The 15,598-nt window shown below is 74.0% G+C and carries 12 protein-coding genes; 5 read left to right on the top strand and 7 right to left on the bottom strand.

Features of this window, described 5'->3' with window-relative positions; translation table 11 throughout:
* Positions 1-9: 9 nt before the first annotated feature.
* A complete protein-coding gene (locus AB0J67_RS00275; RefSeq protein ID WP_363474598.1) occupies positions 10-1,812 on the bottom strand; it encodes an ABC transporter ATP-binding protein in 1,803 nt (600 codons plus the stop codon).
* Positions 1,813-2,068: 256 nt separating this feature from the next.
* Here AB0J67_RS00275 and AB0J67_RS00270 point away from each other — a divergent pair, with 256 nt between their 5' ends.
* From AB0J67_RS00270 to AB0J67_RS00255, 4 genes are all read left to right on the top strand, one after another.
* On the top strand, positions 2,069-3,247 hold the full coding sequence (locus AB0J67_RS00270; RefSeq protein WP_363474596.1) for an LLM class flavin-dependent oxidoreductase: 1,179 nt from the start codon (positions 2,069-2,071) through the stop codon (positions 3,245-3,247).
* Between the two features lie 9 nt (positions 3,248-3,256).
* Complete coding sequence (locus tag AB0J67_RS00265) at positions 3,257-4,045, top strand: hypothetical protein (protein ID WP_363474594.1); 789 nt, start codon at positions 3,257-3,259, stop codon at positions 4,043-4,045.
* Positions 4,042-5,100, top strand: coding sequence for a DNA topoisomerase IB (locus tag AB0J67_RS00260; RefSeq protein WP_363474592.1), 1,059 nt, complete (start codon positions 4,042-4,044; stop codon positions 5,098-5,100). The genes AB0J67_RS00265 and AB0J67_RS00260 overlap by 4 nt, the downstream gene beginning before the upstream one ends.
* A 61-nt stretch (positions 5,101-5,161) precedes the next feature.
* Positions 5,162-5,467, top strand: coding sequence for a hypothetical protein (locus tag AB0J67_RS00255; protein ID WP_363474590.1), 306 nt, complete (start codon positions 5,162-5,164; stop codon positions 5,465-5,467).
* Between the two features lie 66 nt (positions 5,468-5,533).
* Here AB0J67_RS00255 and AB0J67_RS00250 read toward each other — a convergent pair whose 3' ends face one another.
* Positions 5,534-6,367, bottom strand: coding sequence for a glucose 1-dehydrogenase (locus AB0J67_RS00250; protein WP_363474588.1), 834 nt, complete (start codon positions 6,365-6,367; stop codon positions 5,534-5,536).
* 274 nt (positions 6,368-6,641) lie between these two features.
* Here AB0J67_RS00250 and nhaA point away from each other — a divergent pair, with 274 nt between their 5' ends.
* Complete coding sequence (nhaA, locus tag AB0J67_RS00245) at positions 6,642-7,973, top strand: Na+/H+ antiporter NhaA (RefSeq protein ID WP_363474586.1); 1,332 nt, start codon at positions 6,642-6,644, stop codon at positions 7,971-7,973.
* A 13-nt stretch (positions 7,974-7,986) separates the two neighbouring features.
* Here nhaA and AB0J67_RS00240 read toward each other — a convergent pair whose 3' ends face one another.
* The 5 genes from AB0J67_RS00240 to AB0J67_RS00220 all read right to left on the bottom strand — a co-directional run bounded on the left by AB0J67_RS00240 (position 7,987) and on the right by AB0J67_RS00220 (position 15,529).
* A complete protein-coding gene (locus AB0J67_RS00240; protein WP_363474584.1) occupies positions 7,987-8,409 on the bottom strand; it encodes a hypothetical protein in 423 nt (140 codons plus the stop codon).
* 61 nt (positions 8,410-8,470) lie between these two features.
* Positions 8,471-8,815 carry a metalloregulator ArsR/SmtB family transcription factor gene (locus tag AB0J67_RS00235; protein ID WP_363474582.1) on the bottom strand — a complete coding sequence of 115 codons (345 nt, stop codon included), beginning with the start codon at positions 8,813-8,815 and terminating at the stop codon, positions 8,471-8,473.
* Between the two features lie 194 nt (positions 8,816-9,009).
* Positions 9,010-10,398, bottom strand: a complete 1,389-nt coding sequence (locus tag AB0J67_RS00230; RefSeq protein WP_363474580.1) for a M1 family metallopeptidase — start codon at positions 10,396-10,398, stop codon at positions 9,010-9,012.
* Positions 10,399-10,500: 102 nt separating this feature from the next.
* Positions 10,501-11,307, bottom strand: a complete 807-nt coding sequence (locus AB0J67_RS00225) for a hypothetical protein (protein ID WP_363474578.1) — start codon at positions 11,305-11,307, stop codon at positions 10,501-10,503.
* A gap of 121 nt (positions 11,308-11,428) precedes the next feature.
* Positions 11,429-15,529: a bifunctional nitrate reductase/sulfite reductase flavoprotein subunit alpha gene (locus tag AB0J67_RS00220; RefSeq protein WP_363474576.1), complete on the bottom strand. Its 4,101-nt coding sequence runs from the start codon at positions 15,527-15,529 to the stop codon at positions 11,429-11,431.
* Between the last annotated feature and the right edge of the window lie 69 nt (positions 15,530-15,598).

The following is a 15,598-nucleotide window of genomic DNA, read 5'->3' as shown; positions in this document are numbered from 1 at the left end:
TGCCTCTGTTCATGCCGCCACCTCCTGGTCGATGCCGCTGCCGCGGTCGGCGTGCAGGGTGGCCAGCACCTCGCTGTAGCGGGGCTCGGTGGCCAGCAGCTCGGCGTGGGTGCCCTGGGCGGCGACGCGGCCGCCGTCGACGAGCACGACGGTGTCGGCCAGGGCGATGGTGGACAGCCGGTGCGCGACGATGATCGTGGTCCGCCCGTGCAGCAGGCCGCGCAGGGCGTCGTGGATGCGCTGCTCCACGTGGACGTCGACGGCGCTGGTGGCGTCGTCGAGCACCAGCACCGGCGGGTTGACCAGCAGCGCGCGGGCGATGGCGACGCGCTGGCGCTGCCCGCCGGACAGGGTGTAGCCGCGCTCGCCGATGACGGTGTCGTAGCCGTCGGCCAGGGCGCGGACGAACCCGTCGGCCCCGGCGGCCTCGGCGGCGGCGACCACGTCGGCGAGCGGGGCGTCGGGGCGGCCGAAGGCGATGTTGTCGCGGATGGACACCGAGAACAGGAACGGCTCGTCGGGGACGACGCCGACCTGCGCGCGCAGCGTGTCGAGGGCGTAGTCGCGCACGTCGCGGCCGTCGACGAGCACCTGCCCGGCGGTGGTGTCGTAGTAGCGGGCGAGCAGCTTGCCGATGGTGGACTTGCCGGAGCCGGTGCGGCCCACGACGGCGACCGTGGTCCCGGCCGGGATGCGCAGATCCAGGCCGCTCAGCGCCACGGTGCCGTCCGGGTACGCGAACTCGACCCCGGTGAGCTCCACGTCGCCGCGGATGCGGGTGCGGACCGGGTCGGGCCGTTCGGTGATCTCGCTGCGGGTGTCGAGGACCTCGTAGATGCGCTGGGCGGACGCGGCGGCCCGCTGGCCCATCATGATCATCATGCCGAGCATGCGGAACGGCGGCTGCAGCATCAGCACGTACGAGTTGAACGCGACGATCGCGCCGACCGAGGTGTGCCCCTCGATCACCATCCAGCCGCCGCACAGCAGCACCATCGCCAGGCCGAGCCGGGGCAGGTTCTCCAGCGTCGGCGACCAGCGGCTGCGGATGTGCGCGTCGCGCCGGTACGCCCAGCGCACGCTGTCGGCCGCGGACGCCAGCAGGGTCACCTGGCGCTGCTCGCCCGCGAACGCCTTGACGATGCGCACCCCGTTGATCGCCTCGTCGACGGTGGTGGCGACGCGGGCGAGCCGGGCCTGGATCAGCCACGACACCGGGAAGATCGCCTTGCGCATCCACACGCCCATCAGCGCGATCACCGGCATCGTCGCCATCGCCACCACCGCCAACGGCGCGTCGATCGACAGCATCAGCCCGAACGCGAACACCGCGATCAGGCACTGCACCAGGATCGACGGCCCGAACGCCAGGTACATCTGCACCGCCCGGATGTCCGAGCTGGACCGCGACATCAGCTCGCCGGTCTGCACCCGGTCGTAGAAGCCGTACGGCATCCGGATCAGGTGCGTGTACATGATGTTGCGCAGGTCGTACTCGATCTCGTACGCGGTGCGCAGCAGGTAGCGGCGGGCCAGGTAGTTGACGAACCCCTGCGCGACCGCGAGCCCGGCCAGCCACCACACGTACCGTTCCAGGCTTGCCGTGCGGGCGACCAGCGCGTCGTCGATGCCCAGCCGCATCACGTTCGGGATCTGCACCTGCACCAGCAGCCCGACCAGCGACAGGCTCAGCGAGGTGAGCAGCAGCCACCGGTGCGCCAGCACCACCGGCAGCGCGCGCCGCAGCCATGACCTGCTCTGGTCGGGATCGATCGTCGACTTCGGGGCACGGTAGGGCGGTGGCGCTGACATCACACTCCAGGGGTGCAGGGGCGAGCGGGCGCGGATGCCGAGGCCACACGCGACCGGTGGGCACCTGCGGACGCGGCATCTCCACGATGGCACGGCCCGACGTCCGAACGCGACGTTCACTCGTCCCCGATACCCGGTCAGGTGTCACCCGGCGGGCGATCGGAATCATACACAGCCTGCATCTCCCATAGAAATAATATGAAATATTCGCTCGATGGATTGTGCCGCTCGACCTGGACGTGCCAGCATCCCGGTCATGGCCAGCTCCATGTCGGCTCCCTCGCCGCTTACCTTCCACTGGTTCCTGCCCACCTACGGCGACAGCCGCTTCATCGTCGGCGGCGGCCACGGCCTGCCCGCCGGGGTCGCCGGCGGCGCCCGGCCCGCGACCCTGGCCTACCTCGGCCAGATCGCCCGCACCGCCGAGCAGCTGGGCTTCGTCGGGGCGCTCACCCCGACGGGCGGCTGGTGCGAGGACGCGTGGCTGTCCACCGCCATGCTCACCGAGGTCACCGAGCGGCTGAAGTTCCTGGTCGCGTTCCGGCCCGGCCTGCTGTCCCCGACGCTGGCCGCGCAGATGGCCGCCACGTTCCAGCGCCACTCCGGCGGCCGCCTGCTGCTCAACGTCGTCGTCGGCGGCGAGAGCCACGAGCAGCGGGCGTACGGCGACTGGCTGGACAAGGACGCCCGCTACGCCCGTGCCGACGAGTTCCTGCACATCACCCGCTCGCTGTGGCGCGGCGGCACGGTCGACCACATCGGCGAGCACCTGCGGGTCGAAGGCGCCTCGCTGCCCCGCGTGCCCGACCCGGTCCCGCCGATCTACTTCGGCGGCTCGTCGCAGGCCGCCGGACCCGTCGCCGCCAGGCACGCCGACGTGTACCTCACCTGGGGCGAGCCGCCCGCGCAGGTCGCGCAGAAGCTGGACTGGATCCGCAAGCTCGCCGCCGACGAGGGCCGCGAGCTGCGCTACGGCATCCGGCTGCACGTCATCGCCCGCGACACCGCCGACGAGGCCTGGGCCCAGGCCCGCAAGCTGCTGGAGGGCATCAGCGACGACGACATCGCCGCGGTGCAGGCCGGCCTTGCCCGCAGCGAGTCCGAGGGGCAGAAGCGCATGCTCGCCCTGCACGGCGGCAAGCGCGACAGCCTGCAGATCGCGCCGAACCTGTGGGCCGGGGTCGGCCTGGTGCGCGGCGGCGCCGGCACCGCCCTGGTCGGCAGCCACACCGAGCTCGCCGACCGCATCGCCGAGTACGCCGACCTCGGCATCAGCGAGTTCATCCTGTCCGGACACCCGCACGTCGAGGAGGCGTACTGGTTCGGCGAGGGCGTGCTGCCGATCCTGCGCGAGCGGGGCCTGTGGACCCACCCCGCGGGTGATCCGGCGAAGGAGTTGCCGAAGATCCCCTTCGCCGCCGACCGGTCCCGGTAGGCGGCGGCCATGACCGGATCGACGAACCGCCAGGGCGCTGCTAGCCACACCTGCCCGCCGGTGCCGTCGACGGGCCCGTACGGCGGGCTGATCCCCCACGCCGTACGGCCCGACCGCTGGTGCTGGGCGCCTGACCTGGGGTTCCACCACAGGTCGGCCCCACACCGGCGGGTCCGGCTCCGACCGGCCGCGGGCCTGCTCACCCGCGGCCGCACCATCAGCCCGCGCCGCGCGGTGGCGCTGGGCGCCGCGGGCGCGCCCGCCGACCTGGCCCACGCCTTCAGCGAGCTGGACAGCTGGGTGACCTTCCCCGACGCCGAGGTCTTCGCCGAGCTCGGGCACGCCGTGTCGCGGCTACCGGGGGCCGGGGCGGACGAGCACGTCCAGCGGACGGTCGTGCTCGACGCGCTGGACCGCGTCGACGTGACCCTGATCCCGCCGTCGTGGCAGGGGCCGCTGGCCGTGGCCGCGGCCGGGCAGGCGGCGTCGCCGGAGGAGACGGCCCGGATGCGTGGCGCGTGCGACGCGGCGTACCGCCGGCTCACCCGGTTCGAGACCGGCTGGCCGCTGCAGCGCACGGACCGGCAGGCCTGGTGGGACTACGCGGCCGCGCGGGCGTGCACCACGCTGCTCGACGGCGACGGGGTCGGCGCGGCGCGCGCGGTGACCGACCTGTACGGGCTGACCACGCCCGACCCGGAGCAGGCCACCGCTTGGCTGCGGGAGCTCGCCGCGTGCTGCGCGCGCCTGGCCCAGGACTCCGGGCAGCCCGACCGCGGCGGTCGACTGCCGGCTTGAGCGGTCTGCGGGTCGGGTATGAGCGCACCATGCGCCTGCGCCGTAGTGACCTCTCCCGCCCCGGCATCACCCGCCGCCGCCGGGGCAGCGGCTTCTCGTACTCGTACGAGGGCGACAGGGTGACCGACCGGGCCACGCTGGCGCGCATCGCCGCGCTGGCGGTGCCGCCGGCCTGGCAGGAGGTCTGGATCAGCCCCGACGAGCGCGGCCACATCCAGGCGGTCGGGGTGGACGCGGCCGGCCGCCGGCAGTACCGCTACCACGACCAGTGGCGGGCCCAGCGCGACCGCAAGAAGTTCGCGCACCTGGCCGACCTCGCCGCCGCGCTGCCGCGGCTGCGCGCGCAGGTCGAGCAGGACCTGTCCGGCCGGGGCCTGTCGCGGCGGCGGGTGCTCGCCGCCGCGGTCCGGCTGCTGGACCGTACGGCGGTGCGGGTGGGCGGCGAGCAGTACGCCGTCGACGACCCCGACCTGGGCGAGGCGACGTTCGGGCTGGCGACGATCCGGCGCGACCACGTCAAGGTGCGCGGGGACGAGCTCACCATGAGCTTTCCCGCCAAGGGCGGCGTTGAGGCGACGGTGAGCGTCGAGGACGGCGCGGTCGCGGCGGTGGTGCGGGCGCTGCTGCGCCGTGCCGATCCCGGGGAGGAGCTGTTCGCCTACCGCGAGGGGCGCGCCTGGCGTGACGTGAAGAGCGGCGACGTCAACGACTACCTGAGCGAGATCAGCGGGGCCGACGTGACGGCCAAGGACTTCCGCACCTGGCACGGCACGGTCGCCGCGCTGGTGAGCCTGTGCGCGGCGGGCCGGTGCGCGACGGCCACGGGGCGCAGGCGGGCGGTGGCCGACGCCATGCGCGCGGCGTCGCAGCTGCTGGGCAACACCCCGGCGGTGGCCCGCGCGTCGTACGTCGACCCGCGGGTGGTGGACGTGTTCGGCGCCGGCACGCTGGCACCGCCGGAAGGGATGGACGCCGACACGGACGTGGAGACCGCGTTCGCCGACGCGGCGCTGTGGCAGCGGGCCGAGCAGACCGCGATGGACGTCCTGTCCTGAAGGCCGCCGGTGCACCGGGCCGGGCGTGTGAGATGCCGGCCGGCCGGGTACGGGGCCACACATGAGCGAATCCAGGTTCACCCCGCCCGCCGAGGACTTCGAGCCGCCGCCCGAGGCGGAGCCGCTGCCCGAGCCGTCCGACGGCGACCTGCCCGAGCACGCCGACGACCAGGTCGCGCAGGACCGGCACGTCTCCACGGGTGACGAGCCGGACCGCGACCCGCAGACGATGCCCGGCGACCGCGACACTCCGCCGCAGGGCATGGACGACTACGGCACCACGGCCGGCGGTCAGCGCCGGAGCGGCACGCTCGGCGACCGGCTCGCCCGCGAGGAGCCCGACTCCGTCGGCGAGCCTCCGGACTGAGCCGGCCGGGCACGCCGGACGCCGTGCGGCCACCCCGACGAGGTGGCGCACGGCGCCGGGCGGGCGTCAGAGGATCGGCTTGCCGCCGGTCACCGGCACCATCGCGCCGGAGATGTAGCTGGCCTCGTCCGAGGCGAGCAGCACGAACACGGGTGCGACCTCCTTGGGCTGGCCGGGCCGGCCCAGCGGGGTGTTCTTCCCGAACTCCGCGACGTGCTCCGGCGGCATCGTGGACGGGATGAGCGGCGTCCAGATCGGACCGGGCGCGACGCTGTTCACCCGGATCCCGCGCTCGCCCAGCAGCTGGGCCAGCCCCGCGCTGAAGTTCGCGATCGCGCCCTTCGTCGTGGCGTACGGCAGCAGCGTGGGCCGCGGCATGTCGGAGTTGACCGACGCGGTGTTGATGATGGAGGCTCCCGCCGCCAGGTGCGGCAGCGCCGCCTTCACCAGCCGGAACATCGCGGTGATGTTGACGTCGAAGGTGTGCTCCCACTCGTCGTCGGAGATCTCCTCCACGCTCTCGTGGGTCATCTGGTACGCGGCGTTGTTGACGAGCACGTCGATCCCGCCCAGTTCGCGGACCGCCGTGTCGATCAGCGCCTTGCAGTCCGCGCGCCGGGACAGGTCGCCGGGGACGAGCACGGCCCTGCGGCCCGCGTCCTCGACCAGCTTGGCGGTCTCGCGAGCGTCCTCATGCTCGCTCAGGTACGCGATGACCACGTCGGCTCCCTCGCGCGCGAACGCGATGGCGGTCGCGCGGCCGATGCCGCTGTCCGCGCCCGTGATCACGGTCCGCTTGCCCGCCAGCCGCCCGCTCCCCTGGTAGCTCTGCTCCCCGTGGTCGGGCTTGTGCTCCATCGCCTGGAGCGTGCCGGGGGGCTGCTGCTGGGGCTCATTCATGATCGTCTGCCTCCTGACCTCGCCGGGGACTCGCACCCGCACCGGGCCGAGCGGACGCGGCACGAGACGCCGCGTCCTACGTTAGGCATGCCCCGCGCTCGACCTGCGGAAACCGCCGCGCGCGAAGTCCCGCCCGCCCGACGGGAAGCCGGTCCCGCCGGTCCTGGCAGGCGCCCGGATCGCCCGGCCGGGCGATCTTGCCGGTAGAGTGGGACGCGGTGTGCCGGGAAGTCTGGTCGGCGAGTTCTGTCCGCCTGACCGGAGGAGACCCGCCATGATCGAGCCCACCCGCGGGAACGTCATCTTCGGGCGGGGCTCCTGGGCCGAGCTCCGGCGGCTGACCGCGATCCTGCGCCTGGAGACCGTCGGCGGCGCCCTGCTGCTCGGTGCCGCCGTCATCGCGATGGTCTGGGCCAACTCACCGTGGGCGCCCACCTACCAGGCGCTGCGCGCATACTCGGTCGGGCCGCAGGCACTGCACCTGCACCTGCCGCTGGGCGTATGGGCCGCCGACGGGCTGCTGGCCGTCTTCTTCTTCGTAGCCGGGCTGGAGCTCAAACGCGAGTTCGTCGCCGGAGACCTGCGCCGGCCCAGCCGCGCCGTGGTGCCCGTCGCCGCCGCGGCGGGCGGCGTCCTGGTGCCGGCGCTCATCTACGCCGCCGTCAACCGGGCCGACGCCGCCGCGCTGCAGGGCTGGGCGATCCCCACCGCGACCGACATCGCCTTCGCGCTGGCCGTGCTCGCCGTCGTCGGGCGCAACCTGCCGTCGGCGCTGCGCACGTTCCTGCTCACCCTGGCCGTGGTCGACGACCTCATCGCCATCGTCATCATCGCCTTCGCCTACACCAAGACCCTGCACCCGCTGCCGCTGGTCGCGGCGCTGCTGCCGCTGGCCGCCTTCGCCCTGGCCGCGCAGCTCCGCAGGAGCTCGCCGTGGCTGCTGGTCCCGCTGGCGTTCGCCACCTGGGCGCTGGTGCACGCGTCCGGCGTCCACGCGACCGTCGCGGGCGTGCTGCTCGCGTTCACGGTCCCCGTCCTGCCCCGCGGCGGGCGCGGCGCGGCCGGCGACGGCATGGCCGCGCGGTTCGAGCACCGGCTCCGGCCGATCTCGGCGGGCCTGGCCGTCCCGGTGTTCGCGCTGCTGACCGCCGGGGTGCCGCTGGGCGGCCCGGCCGGGCTCGCCGCCGCCCTGTCCTCGCCGGTGTCGGTGGGCATCGTCGCGGGCCTGGTGGTCGGCAAGGTGATCGGGGTGCTGGCCGCGACCGTGCTCGTCGCCCGGTTCACGGCGGCGCGGCTCGACGACGGCCTGTCCTGGGCCGACGTGGCCGGGCTGGCGATGCTGACCGGCATGGGCTTCACGGTCTCGCTGCTGATCACCGATCTGGCGTTCGGGCCCGGCTCGGCCACTGCCACGGACGCCACCATCGCCGTGCTGGCCGGCTCGCTGGCCGCGGCGCTGCCCGCGGCCGTGGTGCTGCGCCTGCGCGACCGGGCCTACCGCCGGCTGGCGGAGGCCGAGGCCGTCGACGCCGACCACGACGGCATCCCGGACGTGTACCAGCGGCCCGCCGACGCCCCCGACGCCGCCCTGCCCGAACAGCGCTAGCCCGCCGGGCGGCTCAGGCGTACCGGCAGGCGTCGTGGTGGCCGGACGTGCCCGTGCCCGCGCACACCGGGCAGGCCTCCCCCGTGATCATGCGGTGGGAGACCAGCACCGACTCGTGCACGATGCGCCGCCCGGCGGCCATGCCCCGCCGGTAGTCGGCGTCGGCGGCCCGGACCGGGTCGTACGGGATGTGCACGGGCGTGCGGCGCCGGCCCGCGGCCATCGCGGCCAGGCGCGCCACGAGCTCCTGCTCCACCCGCCGGCCGTGCGCGACGCCCTGCCGGTAGCGCTCGCCGGCCGGGCCGCCCGGCTGCGCCTGCTGGGGTGCCCGCTCGTCGTCGGCGCAGGCCAGGCAGGCGAAGAGGTGGACGATCGCCGCCGCGTCCTGTCCGGGGTGTGCGTGCGGTCCGACGCTCGCGTCGCCGGGGGACGTCATCGCCACCGCGCTCGGGAGCGGGCGGGGACTTCCCGCCGGGCGGATCGGTGCCGGGGAGCGGCTAGACGTGGCTGCCCGCCTGCGCGGCGCGCAGATCGTCCAGGAGCCCGACCTGGGTCGCGATGACCTCGGTGAGGATGCGGCGCGCGACGGCGAGCAGCTCGGCGACCTGCGGGCTGACCAGCGAGTAGTAGACGGTCGACCCTTCCTTGCGGGTCACCACCAGGTTCATCTTGCGCAGGACCGCCAGCTGCTGGGACAGGTGGGCCGACTCGAGGCCGACCTCGGGCAGCATCTCCCCGACTGAGTGCTCGCGCTCGGAGAGCAGCTCCAGCACACGGATGCGGGCCGGGTGCGCCAGCGCCTTGAAGAACTCCGCCTTGGCCTGATACAGCGGCTTGCTCACCGATCCACCTCCCCTGTTGCAGCAAACCGTACCCGCCCGTGCGGGTGGGTCGCGTGGGGGCGGGCCGGTCGGTCGTCGCGTGACTTGTTCGCGCCACCACCTCAGACTACAGAGAATCTGAAGTTGCTAAAGTTAGCAATTGATTGCGCGCGATCCCGGCAGGTGCACGCCGGGGAATCCCCGGTCGGGTGCGCTCAGGACGGCCGGCCCTTGGTGTAGAGCCACTGGTCGAAGAACCCGTCAAGCCGCCGCCCGGCGGCCTGCTCGGCCAGGGCGATGAAGTCGGCGGTGCCGGCGTTGCCGTCGCGGTGCCGGTCGGTCCACGTGCGCAGCATGCCGAAGAACGTCTCGTCGCCGACGAGCTTGCGCAGGGCGTGCAGGGTCATCGCGCCGCGCTCGTACACGCTGTCCGAGAAGATCTCCTCCCGGCCCGGGTCACCCGGCGGGACCTGCCACAGGTCCGAGCCGCGGTCGGCGTAGCGCTGGTCGTACTGCTGCTGCACGCTCGGGCCGCCGTCGTGCTCCAGCCACAGCCATTCGGCGTACGTCGCGAAGCCCTCGTTGAGCCAGATGTCGCGCCAGGTGTCCACCGACACGCTGTTGCCGAACCACTGGTGGGCCAACTCGTGGGCGAGGATGCCCGTGTCAGGGCCGTCCGCCCAGGTCTGCGCGGTGTAGACGGGCCGGGTCTGGCTCTCCATCTCGTCCTCGACCCGGCGCTCGGCCACCACGACCCCGCCGTACGCGTCGAACGGGTACGGCCCGGCGATCGTCTCCAGGAAGTCGGCGACCTCCGGCGAGCGGGCCAGGTTGCGGTCGGCCTCCCCCACCGGCACCTTCTCGGCGATCGCCGTGATCACCGGCTTGCCCTTGTGCTCCCCCTGGGCGACCCGGTACCGGCCGACGGCCATGAGGGCCAGGTAGGAGGCCATCGGCGAGGTGACCTCCCACTGCCACGTCTGCCAGCCGTCGCGCTGGGTGCGCCCGCGCAGCAGGCCGTTGCTGATCCCGCTGTAGCCGTCGGGCACGGTCAGCTCGATGTCGTAGAGGGCCTTGTCACGAGGGTGGTCGTTGACCGGGAACCAGGCCGCGGCCGACTGCGGCTCGCCGACCGCGACGGCCCCGCGGCGGCTGGTGAAGAACCCGTTGTTCTCGGCGTCGCGATCGGGGGTGTCGGCGGGCCGCCCGCCGTAGGTGACCTCGGCGGTGAACGCGGCGCCCTTGGCGACGGGCGCGGCCGGGGTGATCACGAGCTCGTCGCCCTCGCGGGCGGCGTGGGCGGGGCGGCCGCCGACGGTGACCCCGCTCACGGTCAGGCCGTAGAGGTCGAGGTGGAAGCGGTCGAGCTGCTGGGTGGCCGTGGCCTGCACGGTGGTGGTCCCGTCCAGCCGTCCGGTGGCCGGGTCGAACCTGACCTTCAGCCCGTAGCGGGTGACGTCGTAGCCGCTGTTGCCGTAGGTCGGGAAGTACGGATCGCCGATGCCGCCGAGCCCCACGTCGGCGGACCCGCCGAACCCCGGCAGGCAGCCGGCGAGCAGGGTGGCGGAGAGGACGCCGACTCCGACTATCCGGACGATTCGCATGTGACCACGGTAGGGCGCGCCGTGCCGCGGTCATGGACAGTCGGCCAAGCTTGGAGAAACCTGTGATGCGGTCGGCGGCGCGCCCGGTCCGCGCGGCGGCGTTCAGACTCGCGGCTGCGGGCGCGGGCCGCGGAAGGCGGAAACCACCGCGCCCCGGCCCTCGCGGGCGCCGGGCTGCTGCGGCGGCGCCGCGTCGGTCTCGGCGAGCTCCCGGTAGCGGTGCAGGCAGGTGCCCACGGCGTACAGGAACGCGATGACGGCGGCGCCCTGGATGAGCTCCTCGGTGGACGCCGCCACCAGGTAGCGCAGGTACGCCGCGCCGGTCAGCTCCTGGCCGGGCAGGTGGGCCAGCAGGTTGCGGCCGGTCAGCATGCCCACGGCCTCGACGGCGGTCACGCCGATCACGAACGCCGCCGCCGACCCGCAGATCATCCACCGGGTCCGCGCCCGCAGGTGCAGCAGGAACGGCACGTACGCCACCGCGAAGACCAGCACCAGCGGCGCGGCCACCAGCAGCCAGGACGACGCGTTGCCGAGCGCGGCCAGCGCCCCGACCCGCAGCACGCGGTGCGCGTCGGTCATGTCGTCCAGCGACAGCAGCGCGAACACCACGCTGAGGATGCGCCAGTGCCGCACGTACCGGTACTCGCCGACGGCGCCGGCCGCGCCCGCGACCTCCCACAGGATCCACGCCGTCAGCAGCAGCACCCCGGCCGAGAACCAGGCCGGCAGGTTCTGCTGCTCGTCGACGTTGAAGAACGTCGCGAGCCAGATCGCGGCGTGCACCTTGCGGCCGTAGCCGAGCCCGTGGAACAGGAAGTTGCTGGCCAGGCTGAGCACGTGGATCGCCAGCAGCGCCCAGAGCAGGCGCCGGGCCAGGACACGGATGTGCGGCAATGCCATGCTCATGGACAACTCCCCGGTCGCGGGTCCGCCGAAGGACCGACCGACAACTCTATGCACATAAGCGGTCGAATCAGTCCTTCCCACGCCGTCACGGGAGAAGTACGGCGCGGCCCGGCGGGGACCGTCAGTACACGTCCCGCACGTAGCGGCGGTCCGCGACCAGCTGCTCCACGTACGCGGCCGCGCCGTCGGGGGCCAGGTGCCCGTGCCCGGCGACGATCTCGCGCAGCGCCCGGTCCACGTCCTTGGCCATCCGGCTCGCGTCGCCGCACACGTACAGGTGCGCGCCGTCGGCCAGCCAGGACCACAGCTGCGCCCCGTGCTCGCGCATGTGGTCCTGCACGTACACCTTGTTGCGCTGGTCGCGGGAGAACGCCAGGTCCAGCCGGGTGAGGGTGCCCCGCGCGCGCAGCGCGGCCAGCTCCGCCGCGTAGTAGTGGTCGGTCGCGCGGCGCTGCTCGCCGAAGAACAGCCAGTTGCCGCCGGTCGCGCCGGTGGCCTGGCGCTCGTGCAGGAAGCCCAGGAACGGCGCGACCCCGGTGCCCGGCCCGACCATGATCATGGGCGTGGCCGGGTCGGCGGGCGGCCGGAAGTGCGGCGAGCGCTGCACGAACACGTCCACCTCGGTGCCCGGCGCGGCGTCGGCGAGGTAGGTGGAGCAGGCGCCCTTGCGGGCCTGCCCGGCGGGGCCGCCGTAGCGGACCACGGAGACGGTGAGGCTGATCCGGTCCGGGTCGACCAGCGGGCTCGACGAGATGGAGTACAGCCTCGGCTGCAGGCGGCGCAGCACGTCGACCCACTCCTGCGCGGTGGCGCGCACCGGGCGCTCGGCGACGACGTCGACGGCCTGCCGTCCCCAGGTCCACTTCGCCAGCTCGCCGGTGTTCTCGGCGCGCAGCAGGGCGGCCAGGCGCGGGTCGTGTGCGCGCTCGGCGACCAGCCGGACCAGGTCCGGCGTCACCTTCGTGAGCTCCAGGCGGCGGTGCAGCGCCTCGCCCAGCGGCAGCGGCCCGTGGCCGGGGACCTCGACGGTCTCGTCGGCGCGCAGCCCGGTCACCGCGAGCCACTCGGCGACCAGGTCGGGGCAGTTCACGGGCCATACGCCGAGCGCGTCGCCGGTCTCGTACGGCAGCCGCCCGGCGGTGTCGAAGGTGAACTGGCGCACCTCCTTGGCCGAGCCGGGCAGGCTGAGCAACCGGTTGCCGGTCAGCGCGGCGGCCAGCGGCGCGTCCTTGGTGGCCCGGCCGGTGCGGGCCGGGCCGGCGGGCAGCGCGACCGGGCCGGCGAGCGCGGCGAGGACCTGGTCGAGCCAGCCGCGGGCGGTGTGGTCGTAGTCGGGCTCGCAGTCGACCCGGGCCAGCAGCGGGGTGGCGCCGAGCTCGGCCAGGCGGGTGTCGAGGCGGCGGCCGTGCCCGCAGAAGTCGGCGTAGCTGGAGTCGCCGAAGGCGAGCACGGCGTACCGGCGCCCGTCGAGGCGGGGCGCGTCGTCGCCGCGCAGCGCCTGCCAGAAGCCGGTGCCGTTGTCGGGCGCGTCGCCGTCGCCGAACGTGCTGGTGACCACGAGCAGGTCGGCGTCGTCGGCGAGCACCTGCCGCAGCGGGGAGCTCATGTCATGCACGGCCGGGCGCCAGCCCGAGTCGGCCAGGCGGCGGCCGACGGTGGTGGCGAAGTCCTCGGCGTTGCCGGTCTGCGACGCCCACAGGATGTGCACGGTGCGGGCGGTCGCCGCCCCGCCCGGCTCGGGCCGGCGCTCGCGGGAGTACGCCCCGGCGAGCAGCCCGTCGAGCCACACCCGCTCGGCGGGCGCGAACGGCGCCGACGGCGGCAGCACCGGCACCTGGCCGGGCGCGGGCGGCGACGCGGTCAGCCCGGTGAGGAACCCGGCCAGGTAGCGGCGCTGCTCAGCACCCAGCTCGGGGATGTCGCCGTCGGACAGGTCGAGCAGCGTCCACAACCCGGCCACGCCGCCGACCGGTGCCCGGTCCGCCTGCGGTGCGGGCAGGATCCCGTCCGGGACGGCGACCGCGGCATCGGCCGGCGACGGCTGGACGGCGACCTTCGTCAGCGCGACCGCGCAGGCCTTCAGCTCGGGCTGGAACGAGACCGGGTCGACGGCGTCGTTGGTCACCGCGTTGACGCTCAGGTACTCCCCGAACAGGTCGTTCCAGTGGAACGGGGCGAAGCAGGCGCCGGGCATGACCCGGTCGCTGACCGCCGCCGGGATGACCGCGCGGCCGCGCCGGGAGGCGACCTCGACCAGGTCGCCGTCGCTCAGATCGAGGGCTGCGGCGTCGGCCGGGTGGATCTCGACGAACGGGCCGGGGTTGAGCCGGTTCAGCTTGGCGACCTTGCCGGTCTTGGTGAGGGTGTGCCACTGGTGCTGGACGCGGCCGGTGTTGAGCAGGAACGGGTAGTCGTCGTCGGGCAGCTCGGCCGGCGGCAGGTGCGGGCGCGGGTGGAACGCGGCCCGGCCGGTGGCCGTCGGGAACGCCAGCCGTGGCCGGGTGCCGTCGGCACGGGTCAGTACGTCCTGGCTCACCCCGTCGTTGCGGTAGCGCACCGGGTTGCGCGCGGGGCCGTCCGGGGCGGCGGGCCACTGCACCGGCCCTGCGGCGAGCCGTTCGTGGGTCACCCCGCGCAGGTCGTATCCGGTCGCCGGGTTGGCGAACCGCCGGATCTCGTCGAAGACCGCGGCCGCGTCGGGATAGGTGAACGCGTCGGCGTAGCCCATCTCGGCCGCGACCCGGGCGATGAGCCGCCAGTCCGGCAGCGCCTGGCCCGGCGGGTCGACCACCTGGCGGGTCAGGGTCATGCCGCGCTCCGAGTTGACCATCACGCCGTCGGTCTCGGCCCACATCGCCGCGGGCAGCATGATGTCGGCGTACGCGTTGGTCTCGGTGTCGGCGTAGGCATCCTGGGTGATCACCAGCTCGGCGGCTTCGAGGCCCTCGATGACGGTGCGGCGGTTGCCGACGGAGGCGACCGGGTTGGTGCAGATGATCCAGCACGCCTTGATCTCACCGGCGGCCATGCGCTCGAACATGTCGACGGTGCCCCGCCCGCCCTCGGCGCGCACGGTGCCGGCGGGCAGACCCCACACCTGCTCGGCGTACGCGCGGTCGGCCGCCGACAGCGCCGAGCGCTGACCGGGCAGGCCGGGACCCATGTATCCCATCTCCCGGCCGCCCATGGCGTTCGGCTGCCCGGTGAGCGAGAACGGCCCGGCCCCGGGGCGGCAGATCGCCCCGGTGGCCAGATGCAGGTTGACCAGGGCGTTGGTGTTCCAGGTGCCGTGGGTGCTCTGGTTGAGGCCCATCGTCCAGCAGCTCATCCACGCCCCGGCGGCGCCGATCCAGCCCGCCGCGCGGCGCAGGTCGTCCTCGGCCAGGCCGGTGATCTCGGCGACCCGCTGCGGCGGGTAGTCGGCCAGGAACCCCGGCATGTTGTCCCAGCCCTCGGTGTGCTCGGCGATGAACGCCTCGTCGAGGGCACCGCCGGCGGCCAGCAGGTGCAGCAGCCCGTTGAGCAGTGCCAGGTCGGTGCCCGGTCGGAGCTGCAGGAACAGGTCGGCCTTGTCCGCGGTGGCGGTGCGCCGGGGGTCGACCACGATCAGCTTCGCGCCCGCCTTGACCCGGTCCATCATGCGCAGGAACAGGATCGGGTGGCAGTCGGCCATGTTGGACCCGATCACCAGGAACACGTCGGCGTGGTCGAAGTCCTCATACGAGCCGGGCGGCCCGTCCGCGCCGAGCGACAGCTTGTAGCCCGAACCCGCGCTGGCCATGCACAGCCGCGAGTTCGACTCGATGCGGCCGGTCCCGATGAACCCCTTGGCCAGCTTGTTCGCCAGGTACTGCGCCTCCATCGTCAGCTGCCCGGAGACGTAGAACGCGACCGCGTCGGGGCCGTGCTCGTCGACGATCGCGCGCAGCCGCCGGGCGGTCTCGCTGATCGCGTGGTCCAGCTCGGCGTCGACGGCGGCCGCCCCGCGCTCGGGGCGCAGCCGTGCGGTGCCGAGCCGGCCGGGCGCGGCGAGCATGTCGACGCTGGTCGCACCCTTGGTGCACAGGCGGCCCCGGTTGGCCGGGTGCGCGCGGTCGCCCGCCAGCTTCAGGACCCGGCGGCGGCCGTCGGCGTCGCGGGCCACGTCGAGGACCATGCCGCAACCCACGCCGCAGTACGAGCACACGGTGCGGACCTGCGTGACGCCGTCCACCTCGGGCACTGGCGATGCACCACCCTTCGCGCAGGGTCGGTGCCACGGTCGGCGACCGAGCCGCACACCGACGGTAGG

It is taken from the genome of Catellatospora sp. NPDC049609 (genome assembly GCF_040675365.1).
In the GTDB taxonomy this organism is placed as follows: domain Bacteria; phylum Actinomycetota; class Actinomycetes; order Mycobacteriales; family Micromonosporaceae; genus Catellatospora.
The sequence above is the reverse complement of the archived record's forward strand: the minus strand, read 5'-3'. Positions and strand labels throughout refer to the sequence as shown.